This window comes from Bradyrhizobium sp. SPXBL-04 (assembly GCF_051853035.1).
GTDB lineage: Bacteria > Pseudomonadota > Alphaproteobacteria > Rhizobiales > Xanthobacteraceae > Bradyrhizobium > Bradyrhizobium zhanjiangense.
Map to the genome: position 1 here is coordinate 441,187 of NZ_CP182472.1, position 26,103 is coordinate 467,289.

At 64.1% G+C, this 26,103-nt stretch carries 25 protein-coding genes; 15 read left to right on the forward strand and 10 right to left on the reverse strand.

What is annotated here, in order from left to right:
- The first annotated feature begins 132 nt into the window (after positions 1-132).
- A complete protein-coding gene (locus ACNJX8_RS02085; RefSeq protein WP_439359390.1) occupies positions 133-993 on the forward strand; it encodes a DMT family transporter in 861 nt (286 codons plus the stop codon).
- Between the two features lie 131 nt (positions 994-1,124).
- On the opposite strand, the gene ACNJX8_RS02090 is transcribed toward ACNJX8_RS02085, so the two are convergent.
- The 3 genes from ACNJX8_RS02090 to ACNJX8_RS02100 all read right to left on the reverse strand — a co-directional run bounded on the left by ACNJX8_RS02090 (position 1,125) and on the right by ACNJX8_RS02100 (position 4,692).
- A complete protein-coding gene (locus tag ACNJX8_RS02090; protein ID WP_128942469.1) occupies positions 1,125-2,333 on the reverse strand; it encodes an EAL domain-containing response regulator in 1,209 nt (402 codons plus the stop codon).
- 291 nt (positions 2,334-2,624) lie between these two features.
- Complete coding sequence (locus tag ACNJX8_RS02095) at positions 2,625-3,050, reverse strand: hypothetical protein (protein ID WP_439359391.1); 426 nt, start codon at positions 3,048-3,050, stop codon at positions 2,625-2,627.
- A gap of 478 nt (positions 3,051-3,528) precedes the next feature.
- Complete coding sequence (locus ACNJX8_RS02100) at positions 3,529-4,692, reverse strand: hypothetical protein (RefSeq protein ID WP_439359392.1); 1,164 nt, start codon at positions 4,690-4,692, stop codon at positions 3,529-3,531.
- A 311-nt stretch (positions 4,693-5,003) separates the two neighbouring features.
- On the opposite strand from ACNJX8_RS02100, the gene ACNJX8_RS02105 reads away from it, so the two are divergent.
- Positions 5,004-5,627, forward strand: coding sequence for a LuxR C-terminal-related transcriptional regulator (locus ACNJX8_RS02105; RefSeq protein WP_439359393.1), 624 nt, complete (start codon positions 5,004-5,006; stop codon positions 5,625-5,627).
- 43 nt (positions 5,628-5,670) lie between these two features.
- Here ACNJX8_RS02105 and ACNJX8_RS02110 read toward each other — a convergent pair whose 3' ends face one another.
- The 3 genes from ACNJX8_RS02110 to ACNJX8_RS02120 form a co-directional block, all read right to left on the reverse strand.
- Positions 5,671-5,919 (reverse strand): hypothetical protein, encoded by a 249-nt coding sequence (locus tag ACNJX8_RS02110; protein WP_439359394.1) that lies wholly within the window; start codon positions 5,917-5,919, stop codon positions 5,671-5,673.
- A 230-nt stretch (positions 5,920-6,149) separates the two neighbouring features.
- Positions 6,150-6,527, reverse strand: coding sequence for an Hpt domain-containing protein (locus ACNJX8_RS02115; RefSeq protein WP_439359395.1), 378 nt, complete (start codon positions 6,525-6,527; stop codon positions 6,150-6,152).
- 152 nt (positions 6,528-6,679) lie between these two features.
- Positions 6,680-7,387, reverse strand: a complete 708-nt coding sequence (locus ACNJX8_RS02120) for a Crp/Fnr family transcriptional regulator (RefSeq protein WP_128930696.1) — start codon at positions 7,385-7,387, stop codon at positions 6,680-6,682.
- Between the two features lie 658 nt (positions 7,388-8,045).
- On the opposite strand from ACNJX8_RS02120, the gene ACNJX8_RS02125 reads away from it, so the two are divergent.
- The 7 genes from ACNJX8_RS02125 (at position 8,046) to ACNJX8_RS02155 (ending at position 14,546) form a co-directional block, all read left to right on the forward strand.
- Positions 8,046-8,528: a response regulator gene (locus tag ACNJX8_RS02125; RefSeq protein WP_439359396.1), complete on the forward strand. Its 483-nt coding sequence runs from the start codon at positions 8,046-8,048 to the stop codon at positions 8,526-8,528.
- Between the two features lie 420 nt (positions 8,529-8,948).
- Positions 8,949-11,726 (forward strand): hybrid sensor histidine kinase/response regulator, encoded by a 2,778-nt coding sequence (locus tag ACNJX8_RS02130; RefSeq protein ID WP_439359397.1) that lies wholly within the window; start codon positions 8,949-8,951, stop codon positions 11,724-11,726.
- A 21-nt stretch (positions 11,727-11,747) separates the two neighbouring features.
- Complete coding sequence (locus ACNJX8_RS02135) at positions 11,748-12,221, forward strand: chemotaxis protein CheW (RefSeq protein ID WP_128930699.1); 474 nt, start codon at positions 11,748-11,750, stop codon at positions 12,219-12,221.
- Between the two features lie 32 nt (positions 12,222-12,253).
- Positions 12,254-12,640, forward strand: coding sequence for a response regulator (locus ACNJX8_RS02140; protein ID WP_091897857.1), 387 nt, complete (start codon positions 12,254-12,256; stop codon positions 12,638-12,640).
- A 61-nt stretch (positions 12,641-12,701) separates the two neighbouring features.
- On the forward strand, positions 12,702-13,580 hold the full coding sequence (locus tag ACNJX8_RS02145; RefSeq protein WP_439359398.1) for a CheR family methyltransferase: 879 nt from the start codon (positions 12,702-12,704) through the stop codon (positions 13,578-13,580).
- A gap of 2 nt (positions 13,581-13,582) precedes the next feature.
- Complete coding sequence (locus ACNJX8_RS02150) at positions 13,583-13,900, forward strand: pilus assembly protein PilZ (protein WP_091897861.1); 318 nt, start codon at positions 13,583-13,585, stop codon at positions 13,898-13,900.
- A gap of 142 nt (positions 13,901-14,042) precedes the next feature.
- Entirely contained in the window at positions 14,043-14,546 is a 504-nt protein-coding gene (locus ACNJX8_RS02155; protein ID WP_128930701.1) for a response regulator, read from the forward strand.
- Positions 14,547-14,712: 166 nt separating this feature from the next.
- On the opposite strand, the gene ACNJX8_RS02160 is transcribed toward ACNJX8_RS02155, so the two are convergent.
- A complete protein-coding gene (locus ACNJX8_RS02160) occupies positions 14,713-14,997 on the reverse strand; it encodes a hypothetical protein (protein ID WP_439359399.1) in 285 nt (94 codons plus the stop codon).
- 149 nt (positions 14,998-15,146) lie between these two features.
- Here ACNJX8_RS02160 and ACNJX8_RS02165 point away from each other — a divergent pair, with 149 nt between their 5' ends.
- Complete coding sequence (locus tag ACNJX8_RS02165; RefSeq protein ID WP_091897867.1) at positions 15,147-15,782, forward strand: response regulator transcription factor; 636 nt, start codon at positions 15,147-15,149, stop codon at positions 15,780-15,782.
- Between the two features lie 159 nt (positions 15,783-15,941).
- Here ACNJX8_RS02165 and ACNJX8_RS02170 read toward each other — a convergent pair whose 3' ends face one another.
- From ACNJX8_RS02170 to ACNJX8_RS02180, 3 genes are all read right to left on the reverse strand, one after another.
- The gene (locus tag ACNJX8_RS02170) at positions 15,942-19,538 is read right to left on the reverse strand and encodes a PAS domain S-box protein (RefSeq protein WP_439359400.1); all 3,597 of its coding nucleotides are present in this window, start codon (positions 19,536-19,538) and stop codon (positions 15,942-15,944) included.
- On the reverse strand, positions 19,516-19,944 hold the full coding sequence (locus tag ACNJX8_RS02175; protein ID WP_439359401.1) for a response regulator: 429 nt from the start codon (positions 19,942-19,944) through the stop codon (positions 19,516-19,518). Before ACNJX8_RS02175 ends, ACNJX8_RS02170 begins: the two co-directional genes overlap by 23 nt.
- Before the next feature lie 194 nt (positions 19,945-20,138).
- Entirely contained in the window at positions 20,139-20,852 is a 714-nt protein-coding gene (locus ACNJX8_RS02180) for a GntR family transcriptional regulator (protein WP_439359402.1), read from the reverse strand.
- Between the two features lie 94 nt (positions 20,853-20,946).
- Here ACNJX8_RS02180 and ACNJX8_RS02185 point away from each other — a divergent pair, with 94 nt between their 5' ends.
- From ACNJX8_RS02185 to ACNJX8_RS02205, 5 genes are read left to right on the forward strand one after another with little or no spacing between them, the layout of a single operon-like run.
- Entirely contained in the window at positions 20,947-21,963 is a 1,017-nt protein-coding gene (locus ACNJX8_RS02185; RefSeq protein WP_439359403.1) for an ABC transporter substrate-binding protein, read from the forward strand.
- Entirely contained in the window at positions 21,963-22,724 is a 762-nt protein-coding gene (locus ACNJX8_RS02190; protein ID WP_439359404.1) for an ABC transporter ATP-binding protein, read from the forward strand. Before ACNJX8_RS02185 ends, ACNJX8_RS02190 begins: the two co-directional genes overlap by 1 nt.
- A gap of 10 nt (positions 22,725-22,734) precedes the next feature.
- The gene (locus ACNJX8_RS02195; RefSeq protein ID WP_128930708.1) at positions 22,735-23,598 is read left to right on the forward strand and encodes an ABC transporter permease; all 864 of its coding nucleotides are present in this window, start codon (positions 22,735-22,737) and stop codon (positions 23,596-23,598) included.
- Entirely contained in the window at positions 23,595-25,337 is a 1,743-nt protein-coding gene (araD, locus tag ACNJX8_RS02200) for an L-arabinonate dehydratase (RefSeq protein WP_128943452.1), read from the forward strand. The genes ACNJX8_RS02195 and araD overlap by 4 nt, the downstream gene beginning before the upstream one ends.
- Positions 25,338-25,347: 10 nt before the next feature.
- Entirely contained in the window at positions 25,348-26,067 is a 720-nt protein-coding gene (locus ACNJX8_RS02205; RefSeq protein WP_249759088.1) for a ribonuclease activity regulator RraA, read from the forward strand.
- Positions 26,068-26,103: the final 36 nt, after the last annotated feature.

A 26,103-nucleotide genomic window follows, 5' to 3' on the forward strand; every position in this document is an offset into this window, starting at 1 on the left:
CTCTCGCTGATGCCTCGCTGTCCAAGTGTATCGCCTTCCATATCCATACAGTTTTGCCAGATTGTACTGAACTGTCGCTGGTCTTGTCACTGGCGATGGCCGAGCATCGCGCTCGCAAAAAGCGAGACAGGAATGCAATCTGCGGGCAGCGGCTGGGGCAATGGGCTTCTCGGCGTCATCATCTTCAGCGGCTCGCTGCCGGCGACGCGCGTGGCGGTCGGCGGCTTCTCCGCGCTGTACCTGACGTCCACGCGCGCGGTCATTGCGGCGTTGATAGGCCTGGCCGTGCTCGGCTTGCTCCGTCAGGCGCGGCCGGCGCGGCACGATCTCGCCTCACTCGCCATCGTCGCCATCGGCGTCGTGGTCGGCTTTCCCTTGCTGACCGCGCTCGCGCTCCAGCACATCACTTCGGCGCATTCGATCGTCTTCATCGGCCTCTTGCCGCTATCGACCGCGATCTTCGGCGTCTTGCGCGGCGGTGAGCGGCCGCAGCCGTTGTTCTGGCTGTTCGCCGTCCTCGGCAGTGCCACCGTCGCAGGCTTTGCTCTGTCGAATGACGGCTCAGCCTCGCTCACTGGCGATCTCCTGATGGTGGCCGCGATCGTCTTATGCGGTCTCGGCTATGCCGAAGGCGCCGCGTTGTCGCGCCGCCTCGGCGGCTGGCAGGTGATCTCCTGGGCGCTGCTGCTCGCGCTGCCGCTGATGGTGGCCGTCGCGATTTGGACGTGGCCGCCGACATGGAGCGGCGTCAGCGCCCCCGCCTGGATCGGGCTCGCCTACGTCTCGATCTTCAGCATGTTCGTCGGCTTCATCTTCTGGTATCGCGGGCTTGCGCTCGGCGGCATTGCGCGTGTCGGCCAGTTGCAACAGCTCCAGCCATTCTTTGGCCTCGCGCTCGCCGGCCTGTTGCTGCAAGAGTCGGTTGCCTGGAGCATGATCGCCGCGACCGCGCTCGTGGTCGTCTGCGTCTTTTTCGCGCGGCGGTTTGCGTGATGATGGCCGGCTAGTCCTGCCTTCGGCACGGCAAGAGCGCGAGTGCACGGACTGCCCAAGCAGGCCCGGCGAACGCGCGCGAGATCAATGATTCTCGCGCGCGCCCAGCGACGTACGAGCTGCGAACGAGCTCACTCCATCACGGTTTTCGTCAGCGTCGAGCGGGCGAACTTCTTCAGCGGCATCGGCTTGCCGAACAGAAAGCCCTGCACGAGATCGAAGCCGAGCTCGTTCGCGCCGACGAGGTCGGCGCGGCTCTCGACGCCCTCGGCGACCACGCGCGCGCCGTAGCCCTGCGCCAGTTCGACGATGTGACGGCACACCGTGCGCTTCAGCCGGTCACTGCCGCTGCCGGTGACGAAGTGCCGGTCGGCCTTCATCATGACGAAGGGAATCTTGTCCAGGCCCATCAGCGCCGGCCAGTTGGCGCCGAGATTGTCGATCGCGAGGCCAATATTGTGCAGCCCCACCTCGCGTGCGACCTCGGTCAGGAGATCGAGATCGCGGGTCGCTTCTTCGCTGTCGATCTCGATGGTCAGCCCGCCGAAGGCCGGATGTGTCGGCACGCGGCGACAGAGATCGCGCACCGCCTGCGGCGCCTTCAGATAGGACGCCGGCAGGTTGATCGAGAGATCGACCGGGCTCTGCTGCTCCAGCAGATAGTGCCAGTCCTGCATGGCGCGCTCGATCACGAATTCCGAGAGATCACGCAGATGCGGATCGTGCTCCTCGGGAATGAAATAGGCCGGCGGCACGACGCCCCAGGTCGGATGGCGCATTCGCACCAGCGCCTCGGCGCCGCTGCGGATCAGCGTGCGCGCGTCGATCTTGGGCTGGTACCAGAGCTCCAGCCAGCCGGCATGCAAGGCCTCGCCGACATGCACGGCCGGGCTCGGCGCCGGCTCCTCCGGCAGCAGCATCGCGACACGCTCGCGCAGCGTCTCCGCGGCAAAGGGCGTGGTCAGCGGCGGCAGCATCGCAAGGCCATATTCCTCGCCGACCTGCCGCACGGCCCTGACGACGATCGATTCGCGGGCGCCGACCGCCAGAACCTTCCCAGCGAAGCCCTCACGCACCAAGACCTCGAGGAATCTCCCCGGCTCGATGCCGTCGGTGGCGACACCGAGCAGGATCAGATCCGGCAATTCGGTGGCGAGCACGGTTTGCAGCTCGTCCGCGCTGGCGCATTCGCAGGTAACGAAGCCAAGATCCTCGAGCACTTCGCTGAGGAAGGCGCGCAAGTGACGCTTGCTGTCGGCCACGCAGGCGCGCGGCGTCACCTTTCGCCGTCCGAAGGTTACAGGCCTTCGTCCGACGAGTTCAACAATCCCATCGTTCATCAACACCACTCCCGTTCCGTGACGGTTTCTTAAACGCGGAGCGTGGGTTCAAATAAGGAGAGCGTCACGTCGCTGTTGAATTATTTGAGTAACGTTAAGCCCTGCAATTAGAGCTAATTTGTCGACAGATTCTTCGAAAAGAATTCGCATACTCCGGCACCGCACGCGCAACGGCTGCCAGCGCATGCGGAATTTCTCCCGCGCGATCGATGAACGTGCGGCTTGCCGACGCCAGGCATCGAGCGATGCGGTTGCGTGGCCCTTCGCTGCAATGACAGGACGATTGGAGAATTAATTTCCGGCGGCTTTTTCGTGTTGTGCGACGCCGACTGCCTTGTAGTCATAGGTCGGATAGAATTCGGTGCGGTAAGATCCCCAGGCCGTGTCCTCGATGACGCGGTTGACCTCGCGCAGCCGCGACGCCGGCAGGCGCAGCGTGATCACCTGGCCAACGCCCATCATCACATACCAGCTCACGACCTCGACACCGGGCGGCGGAAACGCCTTGTAGAAGCCCTGCGTCTCGAGTTGCGCATTCAGCTCGTGCAGCGGCCGGGATTGATCGTGCTTGAAGAAGACGGTCAGCAGCACCGCGTTGTCGGCGGTCGGCGCAGCATTGCCTTGCGGCGGCGTCGTCTGCGCCATCGTCGTCGATGTGAGCGCGAGCGCACTCACGAGCAACGTCACCATCGTCAGGGTCCGTCGGTTCGATCTCATCGCGACCTCCTGCGGCTTGTTCCTTCGCAGCATCGGAGGATAGGAGCGACAGCTACGGCCGCGGAACTCATTTTCGCGCGATGCGGGCATGTTCCATCTGCGCTCGTGACAGTTATGCGACGATGCGTCCGCGCCTGTCGGCGCAAATGTGAAACATATCACATGCGCACTGCTGCGCCTGCGCTATTGCTCCGCAAAGCCGGTGGTGGGCTGTCGAGGATACAGCAATGACGATGCGGCGAATGATGTATTGGTGGTTCAGATTCGTGCTGTCGGGGCGATTTCTCGATCGCTTCCTGTGTCTGCCGCGCGCGCATTAGAGCATGATCCGGAAAAGTGTGAAGCGGTTTCCCGAAAAGATCATGCTCAAACAAAGACCTAAAGCGCGATGACGATTCAATTCGATCTCATCGCGCTTTAGGGCATGATCACTCACCGATAACGCGAAAGCCCCTCGCGCTTTGATGACTGCGCGATATCAGGTCTGCCCGATCAATTTGCGAAACGCCGCCGCGCCGTCCTGCATCGCGTCGCGTCCCTTCCAGGCGAGATAGGTCAACTTGCCGCCGAGCGTATCGTGGCTGCGCAGGCGGCGCGATCCGAGAATGTGGCCGACATTGGCGGGGAAGCGGCTCACCTCGGCGGACACCAGCGCCGCGATCGCGTCCATCAATTGCTGGAGGCGGATGCCCCACTCGCAATGTTCGATATCATCGATGCGGACCTTGAGCGCATATTCGATGTCGTAGATCTCGGCGAGCAGGTCGCGCGCGACCAGCACGCGGTTGTGCCGGAGTGCGACCCGAAGAGCGAGGCGCTTGTCGTCGAGCCGGTCGAGCACCATGGGAACGACACAGGCATAGGGCGCGGCGGCGACGTCGGCGGCGCTCTTGGTTGCGGCGGCCTTGGTGGCAAGGCGCACCAATTGCCAGGGCGTCTTCAGGCGTCTTGCCACCAGTGCCAATGCGAAGGGCAGCGCGCGGGGATGGGACTTCCTGAAGCCGTCGAGTTGCGAGGTGATCTGGGCCACCTGGTTGTCATCGAACTTCGTGATCTGCTCGGGCAGTTTTTCGTTGAACTTCGGCAGCGCGGCACCGGTGCGCAGCACGTCGAGGATCTTCATGACGTCGTCGAAGGCGGTGCGCGATGCCGTGTACTGCGCGAGCTTGGCGCGTGCGAGCTCGGTGCTGTCCGCCGACGCCAGAGTGCTCTCGAGGACCTTGAGGACCTTGGTCTGGAAGGTCGACGCGGTCTTCTGCACTTCCTTCGGATTGTTGGCGGCGACCTGGTCGTTGATCGCCTTGATGTAGTCGCGTGCCATGGTCGGCAGCAGGTCGCGGCAGATCCATTCCCAGATCGGGGTGAGGGTGTTGCGCGAGATCCGCCCCGCATTGGCGTGCTCAGGCGCGCCGTCGATCAGAAGCAGCTCGAGCGGCGCGAAGAAATAGCGCGAGGGGCTGGTGGCGCGCGCCTGGGTCGATCCGTCCTTGCGAAACTCGGCGCGCAAGCGCGACTGGATGTCGGCCGAGCCCGGCATGTCGATGCCGCACTGCTCGAGCCGCTCGAGTTCGCTGAGCAGACAGCTGCGCGACAGCGGCGTCAGCCTCTGCAAGAATTCCGACAGCCGATCGATCTCGTTCATGGCACGCAATCTTTCGCAGCGTTTCCCGCAGGTTTGCGGGCCCAATGCGTGGAGGCATTTGCGCGCTCTCAATCTCCCTAGAGAAGCAAGTCGCCGTTAATTAATCCGTAAAATCCGGGGGGCGGGCACGAGCGGAGGCAGGCTTTGAGGATCTGAGCCGGAATCTCAACCTCTACGCGCCCGGGAGCCGACCCGCGCAAGCATAAATTGTGCCGATGCCGCGGATTTAGCGCAAAACTGCCGAAATCACCGTAGTCTTACGGAGCAAAAAGTTAACCACAGACCGGCCCCCGTTCCGCTAAATGAGTGACATGGCGTCACAGAATGATACGGCCGCTGATTCGCGGCCGTCGGAATGGTACGAAAGCAGCGCTGCTCCAGCTGAAGAGCCCGATTTCGTCCGCCTGAACGCCGCCCGTGCCAAGGCCGCCGACGAAATGGCCGCCGCCATTGCCCGCGAGCTCAACGGCCCCCTGACTGCGCTCCTGCTCTACATGGGCGAGATCAAGCATCACAGCGATCAGCTCGCGCCCGTCACCGGCGACCGCGCCTATTTGCAGCGCGTGGTGGAGAATGCGCTGGCGCAGACCGAGCGCGTTTGCGGCCTCGTCAAGCAGCTTGCCGGTCCTCACAAGGGCGGCCTGCCGATCCCATCCGGAACCGGGAACGCCGAAGCGCGGACCCCCCGCGTGCCGCTGCCGCAGCGCGTGCCCAGCGCCGAATTGATTGGCCTGTCCGGCCAGAAGCGGCTGACCAAGCGCGAGCGCGAGGTGCTGAGGCTGATCAGCGAAGGCTATTCGAACAAGCAGGGCGCGCTTCGGATGCAGATCAGTCCGCGCACGTTCGAAAGCCACCGCGCCGAGGCGATGCGCAAGCTCGGTGCGCGCAACACTGCGGACCTCGTCCGTGCGGCGCTGCTGCACTCGATCGATTGAGATTGATTGTTGCATTCCGCCCGGCTGGCGGCGCGGATCCCGCTCAGAAATAGTCTTTGGCAAAGGGACGCGTGCGTGATGCGGGCCGCAGCGGCTTGGGCTCGTCCTTCGGTGCGTTCGGGATGATCGTGATGGTCCAGCGGGGAGGCATGCTCGATTCCTGCTCGAGCACCGAGCGCACGAAGCCAGTCACCGTCGACTCGCCAGACTTTACCGTCGCCATCCGGCCGTTGAACTGAGCGATGCGGAAGCGACGGACTTCCTTCTGGTCCGCAGTCTCATAGGTGAACATGGAAACCCTCCTGGTTTCCCGCGACTATCGCCAGCTATGATTAGCCATCTGTGAAAATCCCAAGCCGTAGAAGTACGGCGGGAATACACGCGCGGATGGGTTAGAGCGTTTTCGACAACCGAAATGGCTCTAAAGCGCGATGAGATTTGGATGAATCGTCATCGCGCTTTAGGCTGTTGTTTGAGCATGATCTTTTCGGAAAACCGCTGCGCACTTTTCCGGATCATGCTCTAGCATTTCGGCTCCTGCGCGCGCGCCGCGGCGTAGGCGGCGTCCATCAGGTCCAGGAGATCGCCGAGCTCGGAGTCGTGAAGCGTCTCTACGGACTTCTCCAGCCGCAGTGCCAGCGCCGCGAGCCTCGCATAGCCGAACGTCCCGGCCGCACTCTTCAACGAATGTGCTTCGCGCGCGATCCTGGCCTGATGCTGCTCGCGCGAGAGCGTGCGGAACAGTTGCAGGCGTGCGCAGGTTTCGCTCCAGAACACGGCGCGCACCTCGCTGGCCCCGTCCTCGCCGATCTCACGCACCAGCGCCGCATAAGCATTCGGGTCGCGCGCGGGCGCGCAATCGAGCACTTTCTGCGCCGGCGCGGCGGTCACTTCAAACATGGCTGTGCCTGCCTCGATCACACTTCGATGCCGCGCGGGCCGGTATCGGTGCGAGGCCAGCCGTGTCTACGGTATCTGGATTTCAGTTCGGGAAGCAGGACGGCTCGTGTTTGCGGGCCGGCATTAGCCGTCGGTTTACCACGCGTGCGGGGTCAGCGCTGGCCGAGCAGCCGGTCGTATTGCGCCTTCACGGTGGCGTAGCATTCGCACGCGGTCTGGCGCAGGCCGTCCAGATTCAGGATCTGGATGTGTCCGCGGCTGTAGTGGATGAAATTGGCCTGCTGCAAGGTGTTGGCGACCAGCGACACGCTGTTGCGCCGCGCCCCGATCATCTGTGCCATCGCCTCCTGGGTCAGCAGCAGCCGGTAGTCGCCCGACAGGTCATGGGTGTGCAGCAGGCAGCGCGACAGCCGCGACTCCACTGGATGGGCGGCGTTGCAGCCCGCGGTCTGCTGGACCTGCGCGTAAACCGCAAGACCGTGGCGCGTGAGCAAGGTCCGCAAGCTGCTGCTCTGGTCGGCCGCGACGCGCAGCCGGTCGAGATCCATCACTGACGCGACCCCGGGAACCAGCACGACAGCCGTGTTCAACGCGCTTGCATCGCCCATGGTCGAGAGTGTCCCGAGCAGGCTGTCGCGGCCGATCATCGCGACCTGCACATGCTCGCCCTTGGCGAGCTTCACCACCAGCGAGATCACGCCGCGGTGGGGAAAATAGGCGCGCTTGAGCGTTTCGCCGGCCTCGACCAGCACCGCCTCATGGGGCAGATCGATCGCGCGCAGGTACGGGCGGATCAGCTCATAATCGTCTGCCGACAGCGCGGACAGGAAACCGTTGGATGGGCGGCCCGTCGTTTCCAAAGCTGCCTCCCGCCTTCTGCATCAGCAAAGTCGCCGCCGGCGAAATCGCTTCTTGCGCGAGTAAGTTCCACATGTTCACGTCGGGATATATTGGCAATTGGGACAAGATGTCCGGCCCAAGACAGTCTCCCTGACCATTTCAAATACGAGGGCACGGCAGATTGAAATCTGCCGCCTCGAGCATTTGCAGCAACTGGTTGGGCGGGCGGCCTCTCGCGGTCATGCGGGTCAATCCGGCGCGTTCGATGTTCCGATCGGCGCCGCGCCCCGTTCGTCACGCAGTTGCGCGGCGACAAAATATATTGTATAGGTTGTGGCGCTGTCCATATACCCGTTACAGGGCAGACAGCCTGTGGCATTTGCGGCGGAAATAAAGAGCGGCGCGCTGATTCGCTCCTGAGTTGTGCGCCCGTCTGCGAGGGTTGCGCAGGAAAAAGCGGCAAGGGGCCTTCATGAGCCGGAAGCATTGCATCCGTGCTGCCATCGGACGCCGGTCGACCCGCGCAGTCTCGCCCGCGAGTGCTTTCAGCCATCCAGCATTGCTCCGAACCATGGTGCCGTGCGGCCGCAGATTTCGCGGCCATCGTCTCCGTTCTCCCGGCGCCGCCAATCATCTTAGCGACGATCCATTTCTCGATCGAAACCAGAGGAGAAAGGCGTGTCCCACGGCTCGATGGTTGAATTGCCGAAACGAGAAGCTCAAACGGGGAGGGAAGATCTGCGCCATATTCTCGTTGTCGATGACGACCCGATGGTGTGCATGGCCATCGAGATCTATCTCCAGCGCAACAATTTTCGGGTGACGATCGCCGAGGGAGGTGAAGCTGGACTGCGGGCCCTCGCACACGAACAGTTCGATCTGATGATCATCGATATCTTCATGCCGCATATGCGTGGGTTCGAATCGATCCGGACCTTCCACGAGCGGGCGCCCGCCATTCCGTTGATCGCGATGTCGGGCGACGCTTTCGCAAATCTGAATTCGCCCGCACCCGATTTCCTCCGGATGGCGCTGGAGCTCGGTGCCGCACGGTGTCTGCGCAAGCCGTTCACGCCGCACGCACTGCTCGCCGCCATCAACGATTGCCTGGCGGAGCATCGGCCCGACGCCGAGATTGCCTCGGCAGCGCGGCTGGGTTAGCGCGGCACGAGCCGGACTGGCGACAAGGTAACGGTTCGTTTACCGAAAACGCGAATTTTGCGGATCGCGGCACAGCAGGAAACGACTATCGCGAGAGTGTCCGCGACCGCGGGCCGAGTCCGTTCAATTCCACTCAAGGCCGCGCTTATCGTCCTTCACGAACGGGATTTTCTCGCGCGTGCCATGCGCCGTTATCGACGCGTCTACCTCACTCCTCGCTCCGTCGCGGCGCGGTGCCGGTTTTGCCGAAGCGTGTCCTCGCATGCAGCCGAACGGCAAACTTGTCTTTAATATCCGTATTAGCACGGAGGCCGAAATTAACGGGACCGTGAAAAGGGATGTCTAACGATCGAAAAGAGGGCTTCCGTCGATTCCAAGCGCGGCGCAACGCGTCGAAGCCCAGTCAGTAAGGCGTACCTCATGGATGATCTGTTGCGGGAGTTTTTGACGGAGACCAGCGAGAGCCTGGACACCGTCGACAATCAGCTGGTGAAGTTCGAGCAGGAGCCGAACAACGCCAAGATCCTGGATAACATCTTCCGCCTGGTCCACACCATCAAGGGCACCTGCGGCTTCCTCGGCCTGCCGCGGCTGGAAGCGCTGGCGCATGCCGGCGAGACCTTGATGGGCAAATTCCGCGACGGCATGCCGGTGACCGGGCAGGCGGTGACGGTGATCCTGTCCTCGATCGACCGCATCAAGGAGATTTTGGCTGGCCTCGAGGCGACCGAAGCCGAGCCGGAGGGCAACGACCGCGATCTCATCGACAAGCTGGAGGCGATGGTCGAGCAGGGCATGGCGGCCATGGCGGCTGGCGCAGCTCCCGTTGCCGACGCGCCGCCGCTGGCGCCGGAAGCCCCCGCCGCTGTGCCCGCCAAGGAGATGACCACGGGCACGCTGATCGAACAGACGCTGGAGCGGCCGTTGCGTCCCGGCGAAGTCTCGCTCGACGAGCTCGAGCGCGCGTTCCGCGAGACCGCGATCGAAGCGCCGGTGCCTGCGGCGCCCGTTGCCAAGGCTGAAGCCAAGGCCGAGCCCGCGCCGGCGGTTGAAGCCCCGGCTGCGAAGGAAGCCGCCAAGCAAAAGCCCGCGCCGAAGAAGTCGATGGCCGACGAGAGTGCCGGCGAAGGCGACCGCATCGCCAACCAGTCGATCCGCGTCAACGTGGATACGCTGGAGCATCTGATGACCATGGTCTCCGAGCTGGTGCTGACCCGCAACCAGCTGTTGGAGATCTCCCGCCGCAACGAGGACACCGAGTTCAAGGTGCCGCTGCAGCGGCTGTCCAACGTCACCGCCGAGCTGCAGGAGGGCGTCATGAAGACGCGCATGCAGCCGATCGGCAACGCCTGGCAGAAGCTGCCCCGCATCGTCCGCGATCTCTCGAGCGAGCTCGGCAAGCAGATCGAGCTGGAGATGCACGGCGCCGACACCGAGCTCGACCGCCAGGTGCTCGACCTGATCAAGGACCCGCTCACCCACATGGTGCGCAACTCCGCCGATCATGGCCTGGAGACCCCCGCCGAGCGCTTAGCGGCCGGCAAGGGCGAGCAGGGCACCATTCGGCTGTCCGCCTATCACGAGGGCGGCCACATCATCATCTGCATCGCCGACAACGGCCGCGGCCTCAACACCGAGAAGATCAAGGCCAAGGCGATCTCCTCAGGGTTGGTCACCGAGGCTGAGCTGGAGAAGATGAGCGAGGCGCAAGTGCACAAGTTCATCTTCGCGCCCGGCTTCTCCACCGCGGCCGCCATCACCTCGGTCTCGGGCCGCGGCGTCGGCATGGACGTGGTCCGCACCAATATCGACCAGATCGGCGGCACCATCGACATCAAGAGCGTGGCCGGCGAGGGAAGCTCGGTCACCATCAAGATCCCGCTGACCTTGGCGATCGTCTCGGCCCTGATCGTCGAAGCCGCCGGCGACCGCTTCGCCATCCCGCAGCTCTCGGTGGTCGAGCTGGTGCGCGCCCGCGCCAACAGCGAGCACCGCATCGAGCGCATCAAGGACACCGCGGTCTTGCGCCTGCGCAACAAGCTGCTGCCGCTGATCCATCTGAAGAAGCTCTTGAAGATCGACGACGGCGCCGCGTCCGATCCCGAGAACGGCTTCATCGTGGTGACCCAGGTCGGCAGCCAGACCTTCGGCATCGTCGTCGACGGCGTGTTCCACACCGAAGAGATCGTGGTCAAGCCGATGTCGACCAAGCTGCGTCACATCGACATGTTCTCCGGCAACACCATCTTGGGCGATGGCGCCGTGATCATGATCATCGATCCCAACGGCATTGCCAAGGCGCTCGGCGCCGCCGGCTCCTCGGCCCATGACATGGCCGACGAGAACGCAGGCCATCACATCGGCAGCGGCGAGCAGACCACCTCGCTGCTGGTGTTCCGCGCCGGCTCGTCCCAGCCCAAGGCGGTCCCGCTCGGCCTCGTCACCCGCCTGGAGGAGCTGCCGGCCGACAAGATCGAGTTTAGTAACGGCCGCTACATGGTGCAGTACCGCGAGCAGCTGATGCCGCTGGTCGCGATGGAGGGCGTCACCATCGCCAGCCAGGGCGCCCAGCCGATCCTGGTGTTCGCCGATGACGGCCGCGCCATGGGCCTCGTCGTCGACGAGATCATCGACATCGTCGAGGAGCGGCTCAACATCGAGGTCGGCGGCTCCGGTTCGGGCATTCTGGGCTCGGCCGTGATCAAGGGCCAGGCCACCGAGGTGATCGACGTCGGCCACTTCCTGCCGATGGCGTTCGCCGACTGGTTCACCCGCAAGGAGATGAAGCCGTCGCTGCACGCGCAGTCGGTGCTCCTGGTCGACGACAGCGCCTTCTTCCGCAACATGCTGGCGCCGGTGCTGAAAGCGGCGGGCTACCGCGTCCGCACCGCGCCGACCGCGCAGGAGGGCCTCGCCGCGCTGCGCGCGCAGAGCTTTGACGTGGTCCTGACCGACATCGAGATGCCCGACATGAACGGGTTCGAGTTCGCCGAACTGATCCGCTCCGACAACAATCTGGGGTCGATGCCGATCATCGGCCTCTCCGCGCTGGTGTCGCCGGCGGCGATCGAGCGCGGCCGTCAGGCCGGCTTCCACGACTATGTCGCCAAGTTCGACCGTCCCGGTCTGATCGCGGCGCTGAAGGAGCAGACCGCGGGCGCCGCCGGCGCCTCCGAGCTGAGCCGGGCGGCGGCGTAAGGGCGACAAGGAGATAGATCGATGAGCCGCAAGACCCAGTCCACCGAGGGCGCCATGGTCGAATACGTCACCGCGATGATCGGCGGCCAGCTGTTCGGCCTGCCGATCTCCCGCGTCCAGGACGTGTTCATGCCCGAGCGCGTCACCCGCGTGCCGCTGTCCTCGCGCGAGATCGCCGGCGTCCTGAACCTGCGTGGCCGCATCGTCACCGTGGTCGACATGCGCGCCCGGCTCGGCCTGCCCAAGGCCGAAGACGGCAAGGTGCCGATGGCGGTCGGCGTCGACCTGCGCGGTGAATCCTATGGCCTCTTGATCGACCAGATCGGCGAGGTGCTGCGCCTGCCCGAGGACGGCAAGGAGGAAAACCCCGTCAACCTCGATCCGCGCATGGCCAAGCTCGCCGGCGGCGTCCACCGCCTCGACGGCCAGCTCATGGTCGTCCTCGACGTCGATCGCGTCCTCGAGCTTGAAACCAAAGTGCAAATGGCTGCGTGAGCCAACCGAAACATCGAAACCGGAGAACCAAAATGAAAACGTGTTTGGTGGTCGATGATTCCAGCGTCGTGCGCAAGATCGCGCGCCGGATTCTGGAAGGCCTGGAGTTCGAGGTCACCGAAGCCGAGGACGGCTCGAAGGCGCTCGAAATCTGCCAGCGCAAGCTGCCCGATGCGGTGCTGCTCGACTGGAACATGCCCGTGATGGACGGCTTCGAATTCATGGGCCACATGCGTCGCCTGCCCGGCGGCGACCAGCCCAAGGTGGTATTCTGCACCACCGAGAACAACGTGGCTCATATCGCCCAGGCGCTCAGCGGCGGCGCCAACGAATACATCATGAAGCCCTTCGACAAGGACATTATCGCCGACAAATTCGCTGAAGTTGGGTTGATCCCGGTCGGACAAACCATGGTCTGAGTGTGTCTGGCCCAAAGTGTTTGGGCCAGAGTGTTCCAGTACAGTTTCGAAGAGGCCATCCGTGACCCCGACCGAGTACGAGTATCTGCGCAAGTTCCTAAAGGATAATTCCGGTCTCGACCTGTCCGCAGACAAGCAATATCTGATCGAAAGCCGCCTGCTGCCGCTCGCCCGCAAGACCGGGCTCTCCGGCATCGCCGAGCTTGTGCAGAAGCTGCAGGCCGGCTCGCGTCCGCTGATCACCGACGTGGTCGAAGCCATGACCACCAACGAGACCTTCTTCTTTCGCGACAAGGTGCCGTTCGAACATTTCCGCGACACGATCATGCCCGAGATCATCAAGGCGCGCGCCGGACGCCGCAGCGTGCGCATCTGGTGCGCCGCCGGCTCGACCGGGCAGGAGCCCTATTCGCTGGCGATGTGCCTGAAGGAGATGGGCGCGGCCCTCACCGGCTGGCGCATCGAAATCATCGCGACCGACCTGTCGCAGGAGGTGCTGGAAAAGGCCAGGGCCGGCGTCTACAGCCAGTTCGAGGTGCAGCGTGGCCTGCCGATCCAGATGCTGGTCAAATATTTCAAGCAGACCGGCGAGACCTGGCAGATCAATCCCGAATTGCGCGCGATGATCCAGCACCGGCAGCTCAATTTGCTGAACGATTTTGCCCAGCTCGGCACCTTCGACGTGATCTTCTGCCGCAACGTGCTGATCTATTTCGACCAGGACACCAAGATCAACATCTTCAATCGCCTGGCGCGCCAGATCGAGCCCGACGGCTTCCTGGTGCTGGGTGCGGCCGAGACCGTGGTCGGATTGACCGACACGTTCAGGCCGATTGCGGAGCGGCGCGGCCTCTACAAGCCGAACGATCCGCGCGCGGCGGCAGCCAAGCCGGCTCTCGTGGGCGTGGCCCCGCGCCTGGCGGTGATGGCAGGACGGTAAGCATGGCCGAGGATGGAAAAGGTGCGGAGCGCGTGACGTTCAGCCGCGGCTATGACGTCTGCATCATGGCGATCGACGGCACCTGGCGGCGCGACTGCAAGCTCAACGCGATCTCCGACACCGACGCCATCCTCACGGTGGAAGGCTCGATCCAGGGGCTGAACCTGAAGGAGTTCTTTCTGCTGCTGTCCTCAACCGGCCTTGCCTACCGCCGCTGCGAGCTGGTACGGGTCAACGGCGCCGAGATGGATATCCAATTCCTGCGCGGCAAGAACCGGAAGAAGCGCGGCGCGACCGGCGGCCATGACGCCGCGGCCTGATCGGCGCGTGGCTGCCGCCGCACTTTCCGCCACGTTGCTTTATATTTGCTGAAACATCAGAACCAATTTGCCGTAGCCGCTTTACGTCGTCTAAGCGCGAGCCGTGTAACCATTGCTGGTCTCAATCTCAGGAATACCGGCAATGCCCAGAAGCTCTCTCTCCCCCATCTCGTCGAACCTGCCCGACGTCGCCGAGCGGCGTGCGCTTCAGCTCCTGGTCGTCGATGACGACGCCACGCAGCGCAGCCTGATCACGGTTGCCGCCAAGCAGGCCGGCCACGAAGTCACCGTGGCGCCCTCGGTGGCGGAAGCGATCGAGAAGCTCCGCGCCGCGCGCTTCGACTGCGTGACGCTCGATCTCGTGCTGGAGGATGGCGACGGCATTGACGTGCTGCGCGAGATGAAGGAAGCGAAATTCGCCGGCGCGGTGATCGTCATCAGCGGCATGGACGGCAAGCGCCGCAGTGCCGCCCGCAGCTTCGCCCGTTCCGTCGGGATCGAGCTCCAGAGCCTGCCGAAACCGCTGGATCTGGCGGCCCTGCGCATCAGCCTCGCTAATCTCGGCAAGACTGCGATGGGCCTGCCGGCAATCCACACCTGGGGCGGTGTCGCCACCGACGCGATCGTGGAACGGCACCGCGCCTAAAGCAGGATCCGGACCCGAAGGCCGCGTTAGCGCAAAGTGCGCAGCGGTTCCGAAAGGATCATGCTCAAACAACAGCCTTAAAGCGCGATGACGATGCATCCTAATCTCGTCGCGCTTTAGCTGCGGAGCTGCCATGCGATCGGATGTGCCGCCGCTGATCGCGATCCTACGCGTCGGTGGATTCCGACAGGCATTGCAGGGCGTGGCGAAGGCCCGCCCGGCAGGCGCCGAGGGCGGCGCTCGCGGTGGCATACTGGGGCGTGACGTCGTCGAGGATGAAGACGTCCGCGGAACTTTCCGCATCATTGCCGTGTTCTTGATCCATGGCTGCGGCGATCCGGCGCATGCTGGTCTCGATCTGTGCGATCAGCAAGCGAAGGTCAGCTGCAATCAGCTCACGGCTCTCGACTTCGGGTGTTGCGAGCAACGGTGTATCGGCTAAAGTTAGCATGGATATTCTCCGTCTCCCGCAATTAGGCGCCATGCCGCTACTTGTGCGTTAAGTCTATGTCCCGTACAAATACGGGTGGGCCGAATCCGCGCCGAACGCCATAACGGTTGGCGCGGACGCGAGTCCTTCATGCCAACTGGATGTGGCACATGGCCGAACAAAGCTCTCGCGGTGAAATCTTCGTGGTCGACGACGACCCTGCTGTTCGCGACACCTTGTCGATGGTGTTGAAGGCAGCGGGCTATGAGGTGATCTGTTTTGCGGACGGCGCAGCGCTGCTCTCCGTCGCGCGGAACCGCACACCGGCTGCGATCCTGCTCGACGTGCATATTCCCGGAAAGTCGGGCCTCGACATTCTCAAGGAACTGCACGGCGAGGACTATCCGGCGCCGATCTTCATGATCTCCGGGCAGGGCGACATTGCGATGGCGGTCGGGGCGATCAAGAGCGGTGCGCTCGACTTCATCGAGAAGCCGTTCCGCGGCAGCGAGATCGTCGGCCGGCTCGACGAGGCGATCGGCGCCTATGCGCGCCGGCAGGCGGAGAATGCGTCGCCGAAATTCGGCTCGCTGCATTTCCCCGGACGTGAGCCGTTGACGCGCAGGGAGCGCGAGGTGCTCGAGCAGTTCGCCTCCGGTGCATCCAACAAGGAAGCCGGCCGCACGCTCGGCATCAGCCCACGCACCATCGAGGACCACCGCGCCAACATCATGAAGAAGCTCGGCGCGCGCAATGCCGCCGACTTGATCCGCATCGTGATGACCGCGGCCCAGCGCGCGTCGTAGAATCGATCGGCGAGCCTTTGTAGCCCGGATGGAGCGCCAGCGAAATCCGGGACCGGTGCACGCAGCAAGAGACTTCCCGGAGAGACTTCCCGGATTGCGCTGCGCTCCATCCGGGCTACACGCGACCAGCTATGAAAGGCCTGCCTAAAAGGCCTGCGCTCATCCCTGCAGCGCCCTGCGGATGATCCGCGCCAGATCCGATTTTCGATAGGGCTTGGCGAGCAGCAGAACCCCCGAATCCAGCCGGCCGTGATGGATGATCGCATTCTCGGTATAGCCGGACGTGTAGACCACCCTGAGATCGGGGCGGGTCTTCTGGATCTCGTCGGCGAGCTGACGTCCGTTCATCTTGCCGGGCATGATGACGTCGGTGAACAGGAGGTCGAACGGCTTGCCGGCGGCGACGATCGCGAGCGCCTCCGCAGCGTTCGCGGCCTGCAAGGTGACGTATCCCAGCGAATGCAGCTGAGCCAGCACGTAGTCACGCACCAGGCGGTCGTCCTCGACCACCAGGATGGTCTCGTGTCCGCCCTCGATCGCCGCCGCCGTCACGCCCTCGCCGACCGCCGTCGGCGTCTTGCCCGGCGGCAGGTACATCTTGATCGTGGTGCCGTGGCCTTCCTCGCTGTAGATCTTGATGTGTCCTGCGGACTGCTTGATGAAGCCGTAAACCATTGAGAGTCCGAGTCCGGTGCCCTTGCCCGGGCCCTTCGAGGTGAAGAAGGGATCGAATACCCTGGCCAGCATGTTCGCGGGGATTCCGGTGCCGGTGTCGCTCACGGCGATCAGCACGTAGTGCCCCGGCGGCACATCGTTGGCGCTGGCATAGACCTCGTCGAGATAGGCAGCGCCCGTCTCCACGATCAGTTTGCCGCCGTTCGGCATGGCGTCGCGGGCATTGAGTGCGAGGTTGAGGATCGCAGTGGTGAGCTGGTTGGGATCGACGATCGCGACGCAGCTCTCGTCCTCGAACACCGATTCTATCTGGATCTGCTCGCCCAGCGTCGGCCGCAGCAGTTTCGCGGTGTCGATGATCAGCGAGTTGATGTCGATCTCGCGCGGCTGCAGCGGCTGCTTGCGCGCGAAGGCAAGCAGGTGCTGGGTCAGATCGGCGCCGCGCGCGGCCGCCTCGTCGATCATCTTGGTGATGGCGGCAAGCTGCGGCTCCTTCTCGACCGCCTCCGCAAGGATCTCGATGGTTCCGGTGATGACGGTGAGGATGTTGTTGAAATCATGCGCCACGCCGCCGGTGAGCTGGCCGACCGCCTCCATCTTCTCGGCATGGCGGATGCGCTCCTCGGCCGCGATCTTGTCGGTGAGGTCGCGGTAGAAGACGTTGAACAGCAGGCCCTCGCGGCGCTTCAGCGCGGTGACGCTCAGCTCAGCCTTGAACTCCTTGCCGTCGCGGCGGCGGCACATCAGCTCGCGGCGGCGGTTCAGCGTCTTGTCGTCTTCGTTCGCGAGGAATTGCGTCAGGCCGGCCCTAACCCTCTCGCGTTCGCTCTCGGCGACGATCAGATCGATCGTGTTCTTGCCGAGCACCTCGTCGCGGCGCCAGCCGAACAGCCGTTCGGCTTGCGAATTCCAGTTCAGGATGCTGCCGGTCTCGTCGGTCTGCACGAAGGCGTCGAGCGAGGTCTCGACGATCTTGCGGGCAAGCCGCTCGCTCTCGCGCAGCGATTCCTGCGCGAGCCGCGCCTCCGTCATGTCGCGCCCGACGAAGAAGAACCGCTGCGCCGGCTCGGACCAGTTGCCGAGCCAGGACAGCCAGACCTGGTGTCCGTTCTTGTGGAAGCAGCGCGTATCACCGAGCTTTGGCCGCTCGCCGAGCCGCATCGCGCGCATGTTTTCGCGGGACTGCTCCAGATGGTCGGGATGAACGAAGTCGGCGCCGCTGCGGCCGATCATCTCCTCCGGCCGGTAGCCGAGAATGGTCTCGCTGCTCGGGCTGATCTGCGCGACATGACCGCGCGCGTCCATGACCATGATCAGGTCCTGCGACGTCTCGAAGATCTGCCGGCGCTCTTCGAGCTGCTGCTGCAGCGCCCGCTCGGCCCGCCGCGCCTCGGTGAGGCTGCGCGCAGATCCGGAGGCACCGACGATCTCGCCTGACGGTCCCCTGATCGGCGAGAGGCTGAGCGAGATCTCGACCGGCGTGCCGTCCTTGCGCAGGCGCACCGTCTCGAAGCGTTCGATCGGCTCGCCTGCCGCGATCCGCCGCAAGATGTTCTTGCCCTGGTCGCGGCGGTCGGCGGGTACGATGATGGCGGTGGATTTCCCGATCGCCTCGTCCGCCGAATAGCCGTAGAGGCGTTCGGCAGCCGGATTCCAGCCCGTGATGATGGCTTCGAGCGACTGCATCACGATCGCATCGTCGGACGATTCCACTGCGGCGCTGAACAGGCGCTCGCGCGCCGCATGATGGCTTCGAGCTGCCTCGGTGCGGCGATGCTCCTCGATCTCGCGTTGGAGCGCGGCCGTTTTCGCCCGGGTCTCCTCGACCATCTGGGCAAAGGCCCGTGCCAGCACGCCGGTCTCGCCGCTGGCATCGACGGGTATATCCGCTGGACGTCCGCTGCCGATGGCCTGCACCGCCCTGGTCAGGCGGCCGATCGGGCGCGTCAATGAGCGCGCCAGGAGCACCGCGAGTAAAGCCGCAGCGAGCACGGCAAGCACGCCGACGAGTAGGGACGTTCGTTGAATCGCTGCGGGCACGAGGCCGAACACCGGCGAGGGGATCGTCTCGATAATCGCAACCCAGTCCTTGCCCACGAGCAGCGCCGGCGCAATCGCCGCCCCGCTCGGCCGGCCCGACCCGTCGGTCATGAGCCGCGTGGATCCTTCCAGCGTCCCGGCCGAGGCCGCGAAATACGGAAAATCCTTGCGCCAGTCGTTGGGACGATCATGCCATGCGCCGAATTCCCGCGTGCGATCGGGATGGACGAGATAGTCGCCGCGCAAATTCACGACATAGATCTCTCCGCCCGAGGTCACGGTGGAGCGGACGCGGTCGAGCGCCGGTCGCATGTCGATATTGGCGATGATGATGCCGAATGGCCTGCCGTCCGCCGTGAACAGCGGGGTTGCAACTCGTAACGTCGGAATGTGGGAGGTCGTGGTTCCCCCTTGGCGGGTGGCGAGATCGATGGCGGACACGTAGATCTCGCCCGGCGCCAGTCGGATCGTCTCCTGAAAGTAGGTTCGTTCACTCTTGCGCTCGAGTTCGTCGTTGGGAGCAACCCGCGCCTTTCCATTCGGGCCGGAGCGATCGACGCGGACCAGCTCGCGTTGGTCGTCGTCGAGACCGATGATGCGAAATTGCCCGTAACTGGGTTTGGCGTCGATCTCGGCTGCGAGCCGCGCTGCGATGCGCTCGCGCCAGGTTTGCTCCGACACGCCGTCGGATGCGTCGATGCCTCCACCGATGTGAGCGCGGATCAGGCCGTTGATGGCTGCGGCAGAGCGGTAGCCGAGCAGATCGCCGCGCGCGCCGGCGACGTAGGATTCGAGATTGGTCGCCAGCAGCCGTGACTGGGCTTCGACGCGTTCCAGTACCCGCGGAATGACGGCCTGGGTGGTGTTGCGATAGCCCAGCCATCCGACTGCGGCCACGGTCACCGCCACCAGCAGGGTCATCGTGATGGCAAGCCGCGTTGCGAGCGTCATGGGGATATTCGCACCGGTTCCCGAATGGCCACGCCCGTTCTGGCCTGGAAAGGAATGAGGGTCCTTGTCATCGGTGGCCGGTGCTGACATCCGGATTCCCCAGCGATGCCGCCTGGGCCGTGCCAAGGCAGCCATCGACCGCCGCGAGCAGTGCGCCTGGTGGGAACGGCTTTTGCAAGCTTGCCACCGCGCCGAGCTTGGTTGCCATCTTCAGGAAATTCGGCTCCGCATAGGCGTCCGGCGCGGCCGAACGGCCGGAAATGACGATGATCGGGACGGTCGGGGCCAGCGCTCGGATATGGCGCATCGTCTCCAGCCCGTCCATGCCGGGCATGAAAATGTCGAGAAACAACAGGTCGAACGGGCTGGCCTCGAACAACGCAAGCCCCTCGTAGCCATCGCCGGCGACGGTGACGTGATGACCGGCCCGCTCCAGGAGCAGCCGGATCGTGATCTGCACGGCCGGGTCGTCATCCACGATCAGGATGTTGGCCACGTCTGAGATCCTCCGGGGTCGGATGGGGATGCCCCAGCGACCGCAAATCAAGCCATCAAACGCGAAATTGTTGCGCGGATTCCGCCCGGCCCGCAAGCACTTCGCGAGCGCCGCCATCCGGTCGAGATTACCGAGCCTTGCCAATGCTATATGCACGCTCTCGTGCATAAGCCGGGGTCAGCTCGGGTTCCCTCTTAGTCGGTCAGGTATTCGGGATAGCGGCTTCGGATCTTGTCCAGCTCGCTCAGCGTGCCCGACAGATGTTTGCGCAGATGCTGCTGCGCGGCCTCGGCATCTCCGGCCTCGATCGCGCGCGTGATCAGCCTGTGGTGACGGACGATGTTCTGGGCCTTGCCGGGTGAGGGCAAATGCAGCCGGCGCAGCCGGTCGATATGTCCGCTGCGGCTGCGCACCAGCGTCCAGAGTTCCTGCTTGCCGGCCGCGGCATAAAGCTGCGCGTGAAAATCGTTGTCGCCGGCGATGAAGCTCTCGAAATCTCCGGCCTTGGCGAATTGCTGTTGCAGCGTGATCGCGTGATCAAGGCGGATCACCAGGGACTGGTCGGGATTTGTTGCGAGCAGGCGCACGATCTCCAGCTCCAGTGCCTGACGCAGGAAATGGGCCTGCTGCGCGCGGTCGACGTCGATCCGGCTCACCACGGTCGCATGCTGCGGAAAGACGTCGACGAGGCCCTCTTCCTCCAGCCGCATCAGCGCGTCGCGCACCGGCGTCGAGCTGACGCCGAACTGGCCGGCAAGCTCGGCGCGCGACAAGGGAGCGCCGGGCGGCAGCTCCAGCGCGACAATCGCGTTGCGTAGCCGCTCGAACACCTGCGGCGCCGCCTGGCGGCCGCGGTCGAGCCGGGCGGGGCGTGGGGGCGCGCGCAGCGCGGTATGGGATGATTCCATTGCGGGTCCCGCGGGCTTGCGTTTGATGCACTAATATATTAGTGCATCAGCGGGGTCAACGCAGATCGACGCTGGCCGGAGGAAACACACAACAATGATCAAGCATCTTCGCAGCAAGCTTGTGGCCACCGTGATCGCCGCGATCGCCTTCTCAATGTCAACGGCTCGCGCGCAGCAAAAGTCCGAGATCGCGCTGTCGCGCCAGCCCGGCATCTTCTACATGCCGAGCCACATCATGGAGAAGCTGAAGCTGATCGAGAAGCATGCGGCTTCCCTCGGCGTAACCGGTGTCACCACCAAATGGATCACCTTCTCCGGCGGCGGAGCGCAGACCGACGCGCTGCTCGCCGGCGGCGTCGACATCCTCAACACCGGCACCGGCAATCTGCTGCTGCTATGGGATCGCACCCGCGGCGGCGTGAAGGGCATCGTCGCCACCTCGGCGCAGCCGATGACGCTGATCAGCCGCGACGCCAACATCAAGTCGATCAGGGATTTCGGCCCGAGCGACAAGATCGCGGTGCCGACCGTGAAGGTCTCGACCCAGGCGATCGTGCTGCAGATCGCGGCCGCCGAGGCCTTTGGTGCCGACCAATGGTCGAAGCTGGATGCCAACACCGTGCAGCTCGGTCACCCCGACGCCTATGCGGCGCTGTCCAACCCGAAGCACGAGGTGCACAACCACTTCTCGATTCCGCCCTTCACCTTCCTGGAGTTGAAGAACGTGCCGGGCGCGCATGTGGTGCTGTCGTCGCCCGACGTGATGGGCGGCCCGCTCAGCCAGGCGCAATTCTTCACCACAACGAAGTTTGCCGACGCCAATCCAAAGGTCATCCAGGCCGTCCGCGACGCCACCAAGGAAGCGCAGGATCTGATCCGCAGCGACACCAAGCAGGCGGTCGAGATCTATAAGGAGATCACCGGCGACAAGACGTCGGTGGAAGAGCTGCTCGCTCTCTTGAAAGAGCCCGGCATGATGGAGTGGAATCTCGAGCCGCAGGGCACGATGAAATTCGCCGCCCATCTCTACAAGACCGGAACGCTGAAGAATCAGCCCAAGGCCTGGACGGATTACTATCTCCCCGTCGCGCACGATCTGAAGGGCAACTGATGGCGCTGCTCGACGTCAGCTCGGTGACGCTGCGCTACAAGACCTCCAGCGCCGTCGTCACCGCCACGGAAAAAGTGAGCTTCACCGTCGACCGGTCCGACCGCTTCGTGCTGCTTGGGCCCTCCGGCTGCGGCAAGTCGACCCTGCTCAAGGCCGTCGGCGGCTACATGAGCCCCAGCGAAGGCAGCATGACCATCAACGGCCGCGAGATCCACGGGCCCGGCGCCGACCGCATGATGATCTTCCAGGAGTTCGACCAGCTCCTGCCCTGGAAGAGTGTGCTCGCCAACGTGATGTTCCCGCTGCTCACCGCGCGAAAGCTGTCGCGGAAGGACGCCGAGGCGAAGGCGCGCGCCTATATCGAGAAGGTCGGCCTCACCCGCGTGGTCGATGCCTATCCGCACACGCTCTCCGGCGGCATGAAGCAGCGCGTCGCGATCGCGCGGGGCATGGCGATGGAGCCGGATATCCTTCTCATGGACGAGCCGTTCGCCGCGCTCGACGCGCTGACGCGGCGGACCTGTCAGGATGAACTGCTCCAGCTCTGGAGCGAGACCAAATTCACCGTGCTGTTCGTCACCCATTCGATCGCGGAGGCGATCCGCATCGGCAACCGCATCCTGCTGCTGTCGCCGCATCCCGGCCGCGTCAAGGCCGAGGTGATCGACGTCGACAAGGTTTCGAATGAGGACGGCAGCGCCGGTCGGCTCGAGAAGGAGATCCACGATCTCCTGTTCGCCTCCGAAGCTGTAGCGCACTAAGGGAGCCGCCATGGGCGAAGCCAGAATCTTGCTGCGTGACGCGCCGGTTGCCAGCACGGGAGGTGCAGGCGAGGTCGAGCGCAAGCTGGGTGTGCTTGAGCTATTGTGGAACGACGGCTTTGTCCGCAAGTCGGTCATCATCCTGTTTCTCGCGGCGGTCTGGGAGGCGTACGGGGTCACTCTCGACAATCCCCTGCTGTTTCCGACACTGCACGACACCTTCGTGACGCTGTTCGATCGCGTCAAGGACGGCACCATTCCGATGCGGGCCTGGACCTCGCTGAAGGTGCTGTTCATGGGCTATTCGGCCGGCATCGCACTGGCCGCGATCTTCACCGTGCTCGCGATCTCGACGCGCATCGGCACCGACTTCCTCGAGACCGTCACGGCGATGTTCAACCCGTTGCCGGCGATCGCGCTGTTGCCGCTGGCGCTGATCTGGTTCGGCCTCGGCAATGGCAGCCTGGTCTTCGTGCTGATCCATTCGGTGCTGTGGCCAGTCGCGCTCAACACCCATTCCGGTTTCAAGAGCGTGTCCAACACGCTGCGGATGGTCGGCCGCAATTACGGCCTGCGCGGATTGCCTTATGTGGCAAAGATCCTCATCCCAGCAGCCTTCGGCTCGATCCTCACCGGCCTCAAGATCGGCTGGGCCTTCGCTTGGCGCACGCTGATCGCGGCCGAGCTGGTGTTCGGCGTCTCCTCGGGCCAGGGCGGTCTCGGCTGGTTCATCTTCGAGAACCGCAATCTGCTCGACATACCTGCCGTCTTCGCTGGCCTCTTGACCGTGATCATCATCGGGCTCTTTGTCGAGAACCTGATCTTCCGCGCCATCGAGCGGAACACCGTCCAGAAATGGGGCACGCAATCATGACCAAGAACAAGAAGAAAATGCCTGACCAGCTCCGCAGCGCGCGCTGGTTCGCACCCGACGACCTTCGCTCGTTCGGCCACCGCTCCCGTACCATGCAGATGGGCTACGCGCCGGAGGAGTGGAAGGACCGGCCGATCATCGCGATCCTCAACACCTGGTCGGATGCACAGCCCTGCCACATGCACTTCAAGTCGCGGGTCGACGACGTCAAGCGCGGCATCCTGATGGCCGGCGGCCTGCCGCTGGAGCTGCCGGCATTGTCGCTGTCGGAATCGCTGCTCAAGCCCACCACCATGCTCTACCGCAATCTGCTGGCGATGGACGCCGAAGAATTGTTGCGCAGCCATCCCGTCGATGGCGTGGTGCTGATGGGCGGCTGCGACAAGACCACGCCGGCGCTCCTGCTAGGAGCCACCTCGATGAACATCCCGGCGATCTATCTGCCGGCGGGTCCCATGCTGCGCGGCAACTGGAAGGGCAAGACGCTGGGCTCCGGCTCCGACGGCTGGAAATACTGGGACGAGCGCCGCGCAGGAAAGATCTCCGACAAGGACTGGCTCGACATCGAGGCCGGCATCGCCCGCAGCTACGGCACCTGCATGACCATGGGCACGGCCTCGACCATGACCGCGATCGCCGAGGCGATCGGCATGACGCTGCCGGGCGCCTCCTCGATTCCGGCCGCGGACGCCAACCACATCCGCATGGCCTCCGAATGCGGCCGCCGCGTCGTCGAGATGGTGTGGGAGGATCTGACACCGAAGGCGATCCAGACCCGCAAGGCGTTCGAGAACGCGATCGCGGTGGCGATGGCGATGGGCTGCTCGACCAACGCGATCATCCATCTGATCGCGCAGGCACGCCGCGCCGGCCAGGACATCGGGCTCGACGATTTCGAGAAGGCCAGCCGCAAGGTGCCCGTGATCGCCAACGTACGGCCGAGCGGTGATACGTATTTGATGGAGGATTTCTTCTATGCCGGCGGGCTGCCGGCGCTGATGAGCCAGATCAAGCCGCATCTGCATCTCGACTGCGTCACCGTCACCGGCAAGACAGTGGCTGAGAACATCGCGCACGCCGAAGTGCACAATGCCGACGTGATCCGCTCCGTCGACAATCCCATCTATAAGGAAGGCGCGCTTGCGGTGCTCAAAGGCAATCTCGCGCCCGACGGCTGCGTCATCAAACCTTCCGCTTGCGCGCCGCGCTTCCTCAAGCACACCGGGCCGGCGCTGGTGTTCGACGATTATCCCGCGATGAAGAAGGCGGTCGACGATCCCAATCTCGACGTCACCGAAGATCATATCCTGATTCTGCGCAATGCCGGGCCGCAGGGCGGGCCGGGCATGCCGGAATGGGGCATGCTGCCGATTCCGACCAAGCTCGTGAAGAAGGGCGTGCGTGACATGGTGCGCATCTCGGATGCGCGCATGAGCGGTACCAGCTATGGCGCCTGCATCCTGCACGTCTCGCCCGAGTCCTATATCGGCGGTCCGCTGGCGCTGGTGCAGAACGGCGATCGCATCACGCTCGACGTCGCCGCGCGCACCATCAATCTCAATGTGAGCGAAGCCGAGTTGGAAAAACGTCGCGCCGCCTGGAAGCAGCCCGAGCGCCGCTTCGAGCGCGGCTATGGCTGGATGTTCACCAAACACATCAAGCAGGCCAATGACGGCTGCGACTTCGACTTCCTGGAGACCGATTTCGGCGCGCCGATCGGCGAGCCTTCGATTTACTAGAGAGCACGACATGACCAAACTTTCCGAAGCCACCCGCAACAAGCTCAAATCCGTCTCCACCGCCACCGTCGCAACCGCCCTGTTCAAGCGCGGCCTGCGCATCCAGATGATCCAGGATGTGCATCCCTTAAGCCCCGATCAGCCGACCATGGTCGGCGAGGCCTTCACGCTGCGCTACATGCCGGCACGCGAGGATCTCAACACCATCGAGGTCTTTAGGGATCGCTCGCATCCGCAGCGCAAGGCGGTCGAGGATTGTCCGGCAGGCAGCGTGCTGGTGATGGACAGCCGCAAGGACGCGCGCGCGGCCTCGGCCGGCGCGATCCTGGTGACGCGCTTGATGAAGCGTGGCGTCGCCGGCGTCGTAACTGACGGCGGCTTTCGCGATTCCGCGGAGATCGCCAAGCTCGGCTTCCCGGCCTTTCACCACCGCCCGAGCGCGCCGACCAACCTCACGCTGCACCAGGCGATCGAGATCAACGTCCCGATCGGCTGCGGCGATGCGCCGGTGTTCCCCGGCGATGTCATCCTCGGTGACAGCGACGGCGTCATCGTGATCCCCGCGCACCTGGCGGATGAGATCGCGAACGAGACCTTTGAGATGACCGCGTTCGAGGACTTCGTCACAGAGGAAGTCGGCAAGGGCCGCGGCATCTTTGGTCTCTATCCGGCCACTGATCCGCAGACGCTCACCGACTTTGCCGAATGGCGCAAGAAGAACGGCCGCTAAGCCGAGAGCAAATCACGTCAAGAAGCAGGCCGGCCG

What these genes read in the sequence shown, in the direction of transcription:
- ACNJX8_RS02160 (WP_439359399.1), bottom strand. Translation starts at nt 14,997, where the DNA reads ATGCTAACTTTAGCCGATACACCGTTGCTCGCAACACCCGAAGTCGAG.
- ACNJX8_RS02205 (WP_249759088.1), top strand. Translation starts at nt 25,348, where the DNA reads ATGACCAAACTTTCCGAAGCCACCCGCAACAAGCTCAAATCCGTCTCC.
- ACNJX8_RS02090 (WP_128942469.1), bottom strand. Translation starts at nt 2,333, where the DNA reads ATGAACGATGGGATTGTTGAACTCGTCGGACGAAGGCCTGTAACCTTC.
- ACNJX8_RS02180 (WP_439359402.1), bottom strand. Translation starts at nt 20,852, where the DNA reads ATGGAATCATCCCATACCGCGCTGCGCGCGCCCCCACGCCCCGCCCGG.
- ACNJX8_RS02190 (WP_439359404.1), top strand. Translation starts at nt 21,963, where the DNA reads ATGGCGCTGCTCGACGTCAGCTCGGTGACGCTGCGCTACAAGACCTCC.
- araD (WP_128943452.1), top strand. Translation starts at nt 23,595, where the DNA reads ATGACCAAGAACAAGAAGAAAATGCCTGACCAGCTCCGCAGCGCGCGC.
- ACNJX8_RS02165 (WP_091897867.1), top strand. Translation starts at nt 15,147, where the DNA reads ATGGCCGAACAAAGCTCTCGCGGTGAAATCTTCGTGGTCGACGACGAC.
- ACNJX8_RS02115 (WP_439359395.1), bottom strand. Translation starts at nt 6,527, where the DNA reads ATGTTTGAAGTGACCGCCGCGCCGGCGCAGAAAGTGCTCGATTGCGCG.
- ACNJX8_RS02195 (WP_128930708.1), top strand. Translation starts at nt 22,735, where the DNA reads ATGGGCGAAGCCAGAATCTTGCTGCGTGACGCGCCGGTTGCCAGCACG.
- ACNJX8_RS02105 (WP_439359393.1), top strand. Translation starts at nt 5,004, where the DNA reads ATGGCGTCACAGAATGATACGGCCGCTGATTCGCGGCCGTCGGAATGG.
- ACNJX8_RS02110 (WP_439359394.1), bottom strand. Translation starts at nt 5,919, where the DNA reads ATGTTCACCTATGAGACTGCGGACCAGAAGGAAGTCCGTCGCTTCCGC.
- ACNJX8_RS02100 (WP_439359392.1), bottom strand. Translation starts at nt 4,692, where the DNA reads ATGAACGAGATCGATCGGCTGTCGGAATTCTTGCAGAGGCTGACGCCG.
- ACNJX8_RS02185 (WP_439359403.1), top strand. Translation starts at nt 20,947, where the DNA reads ATGATCAAGCATCTTCGCAGCAAGCTTGTGGCCACCGTGATCGCCGCG.
- ACNJX8_RS02135 (WP_128930699.1), top strand. Translation starts at nt 11,748, where the DNA reads ATGAGCCGCAAGACCCAGTCCACCGAGGGCGCCATGGTCGAATACGTC.
- ACNJX8_RS02170 (WP_439359400.1), bottom strand. Translation starts at nt 19,538, where the DNA reads ATGTCAGCACCGGCCACCGATGACAAGGACCCTCATTCCTTTCCAGGC.
- ACNJX8_RS02130 (WP_439359397.1), top strand. Translation starts at nt 8,949, where the DNA reads ATGGATGATCTGTTGCGGGAGTTTTTGACGGAGACCAGCGAGAGCCTG.
- ACNJX8_RS02085 (WP_439359390.1), top strand. Translation starts at nt 133, where the DNA reads ATGCAATCTGCGGGCAGCGGCTGGGGCAATGGGCTTCTCGGCGTCATC.
- ACNJX8_RS02150 (WP_091897861.1), top strand. Translation starts at nt 13,583, where the DNA reads ATGGCCGAGGATGGAAAAGGTGCGGAGCGCGTGACGTTCAGCCGCGGC.
- ACNJX8_RS02140 (WP_091897857.1), top strand. Translation starts at nt 12,254, where the DNA reads ATGAAAACGTGTTTGGTGGTCGATGATTCCAGCGTCGTGCGCAAGATC.
- ACNJX8_RS02155 (WP_128930701.1), top strand. Translation starts at nt 14,043, where the DNA reads ATGCCCAGAAGCTCTCTCTCCCCCATCTCGTCGAACCTGCCCGACGTC.
- ACNJX8_RS02095 (WP_439359391.1), bottom strand. Translation starts at nt 3,050, where the DNA reads ATGAGATCGAACCGACGGACCCTGACGATGGTGACGTTGCTCGTGAGT.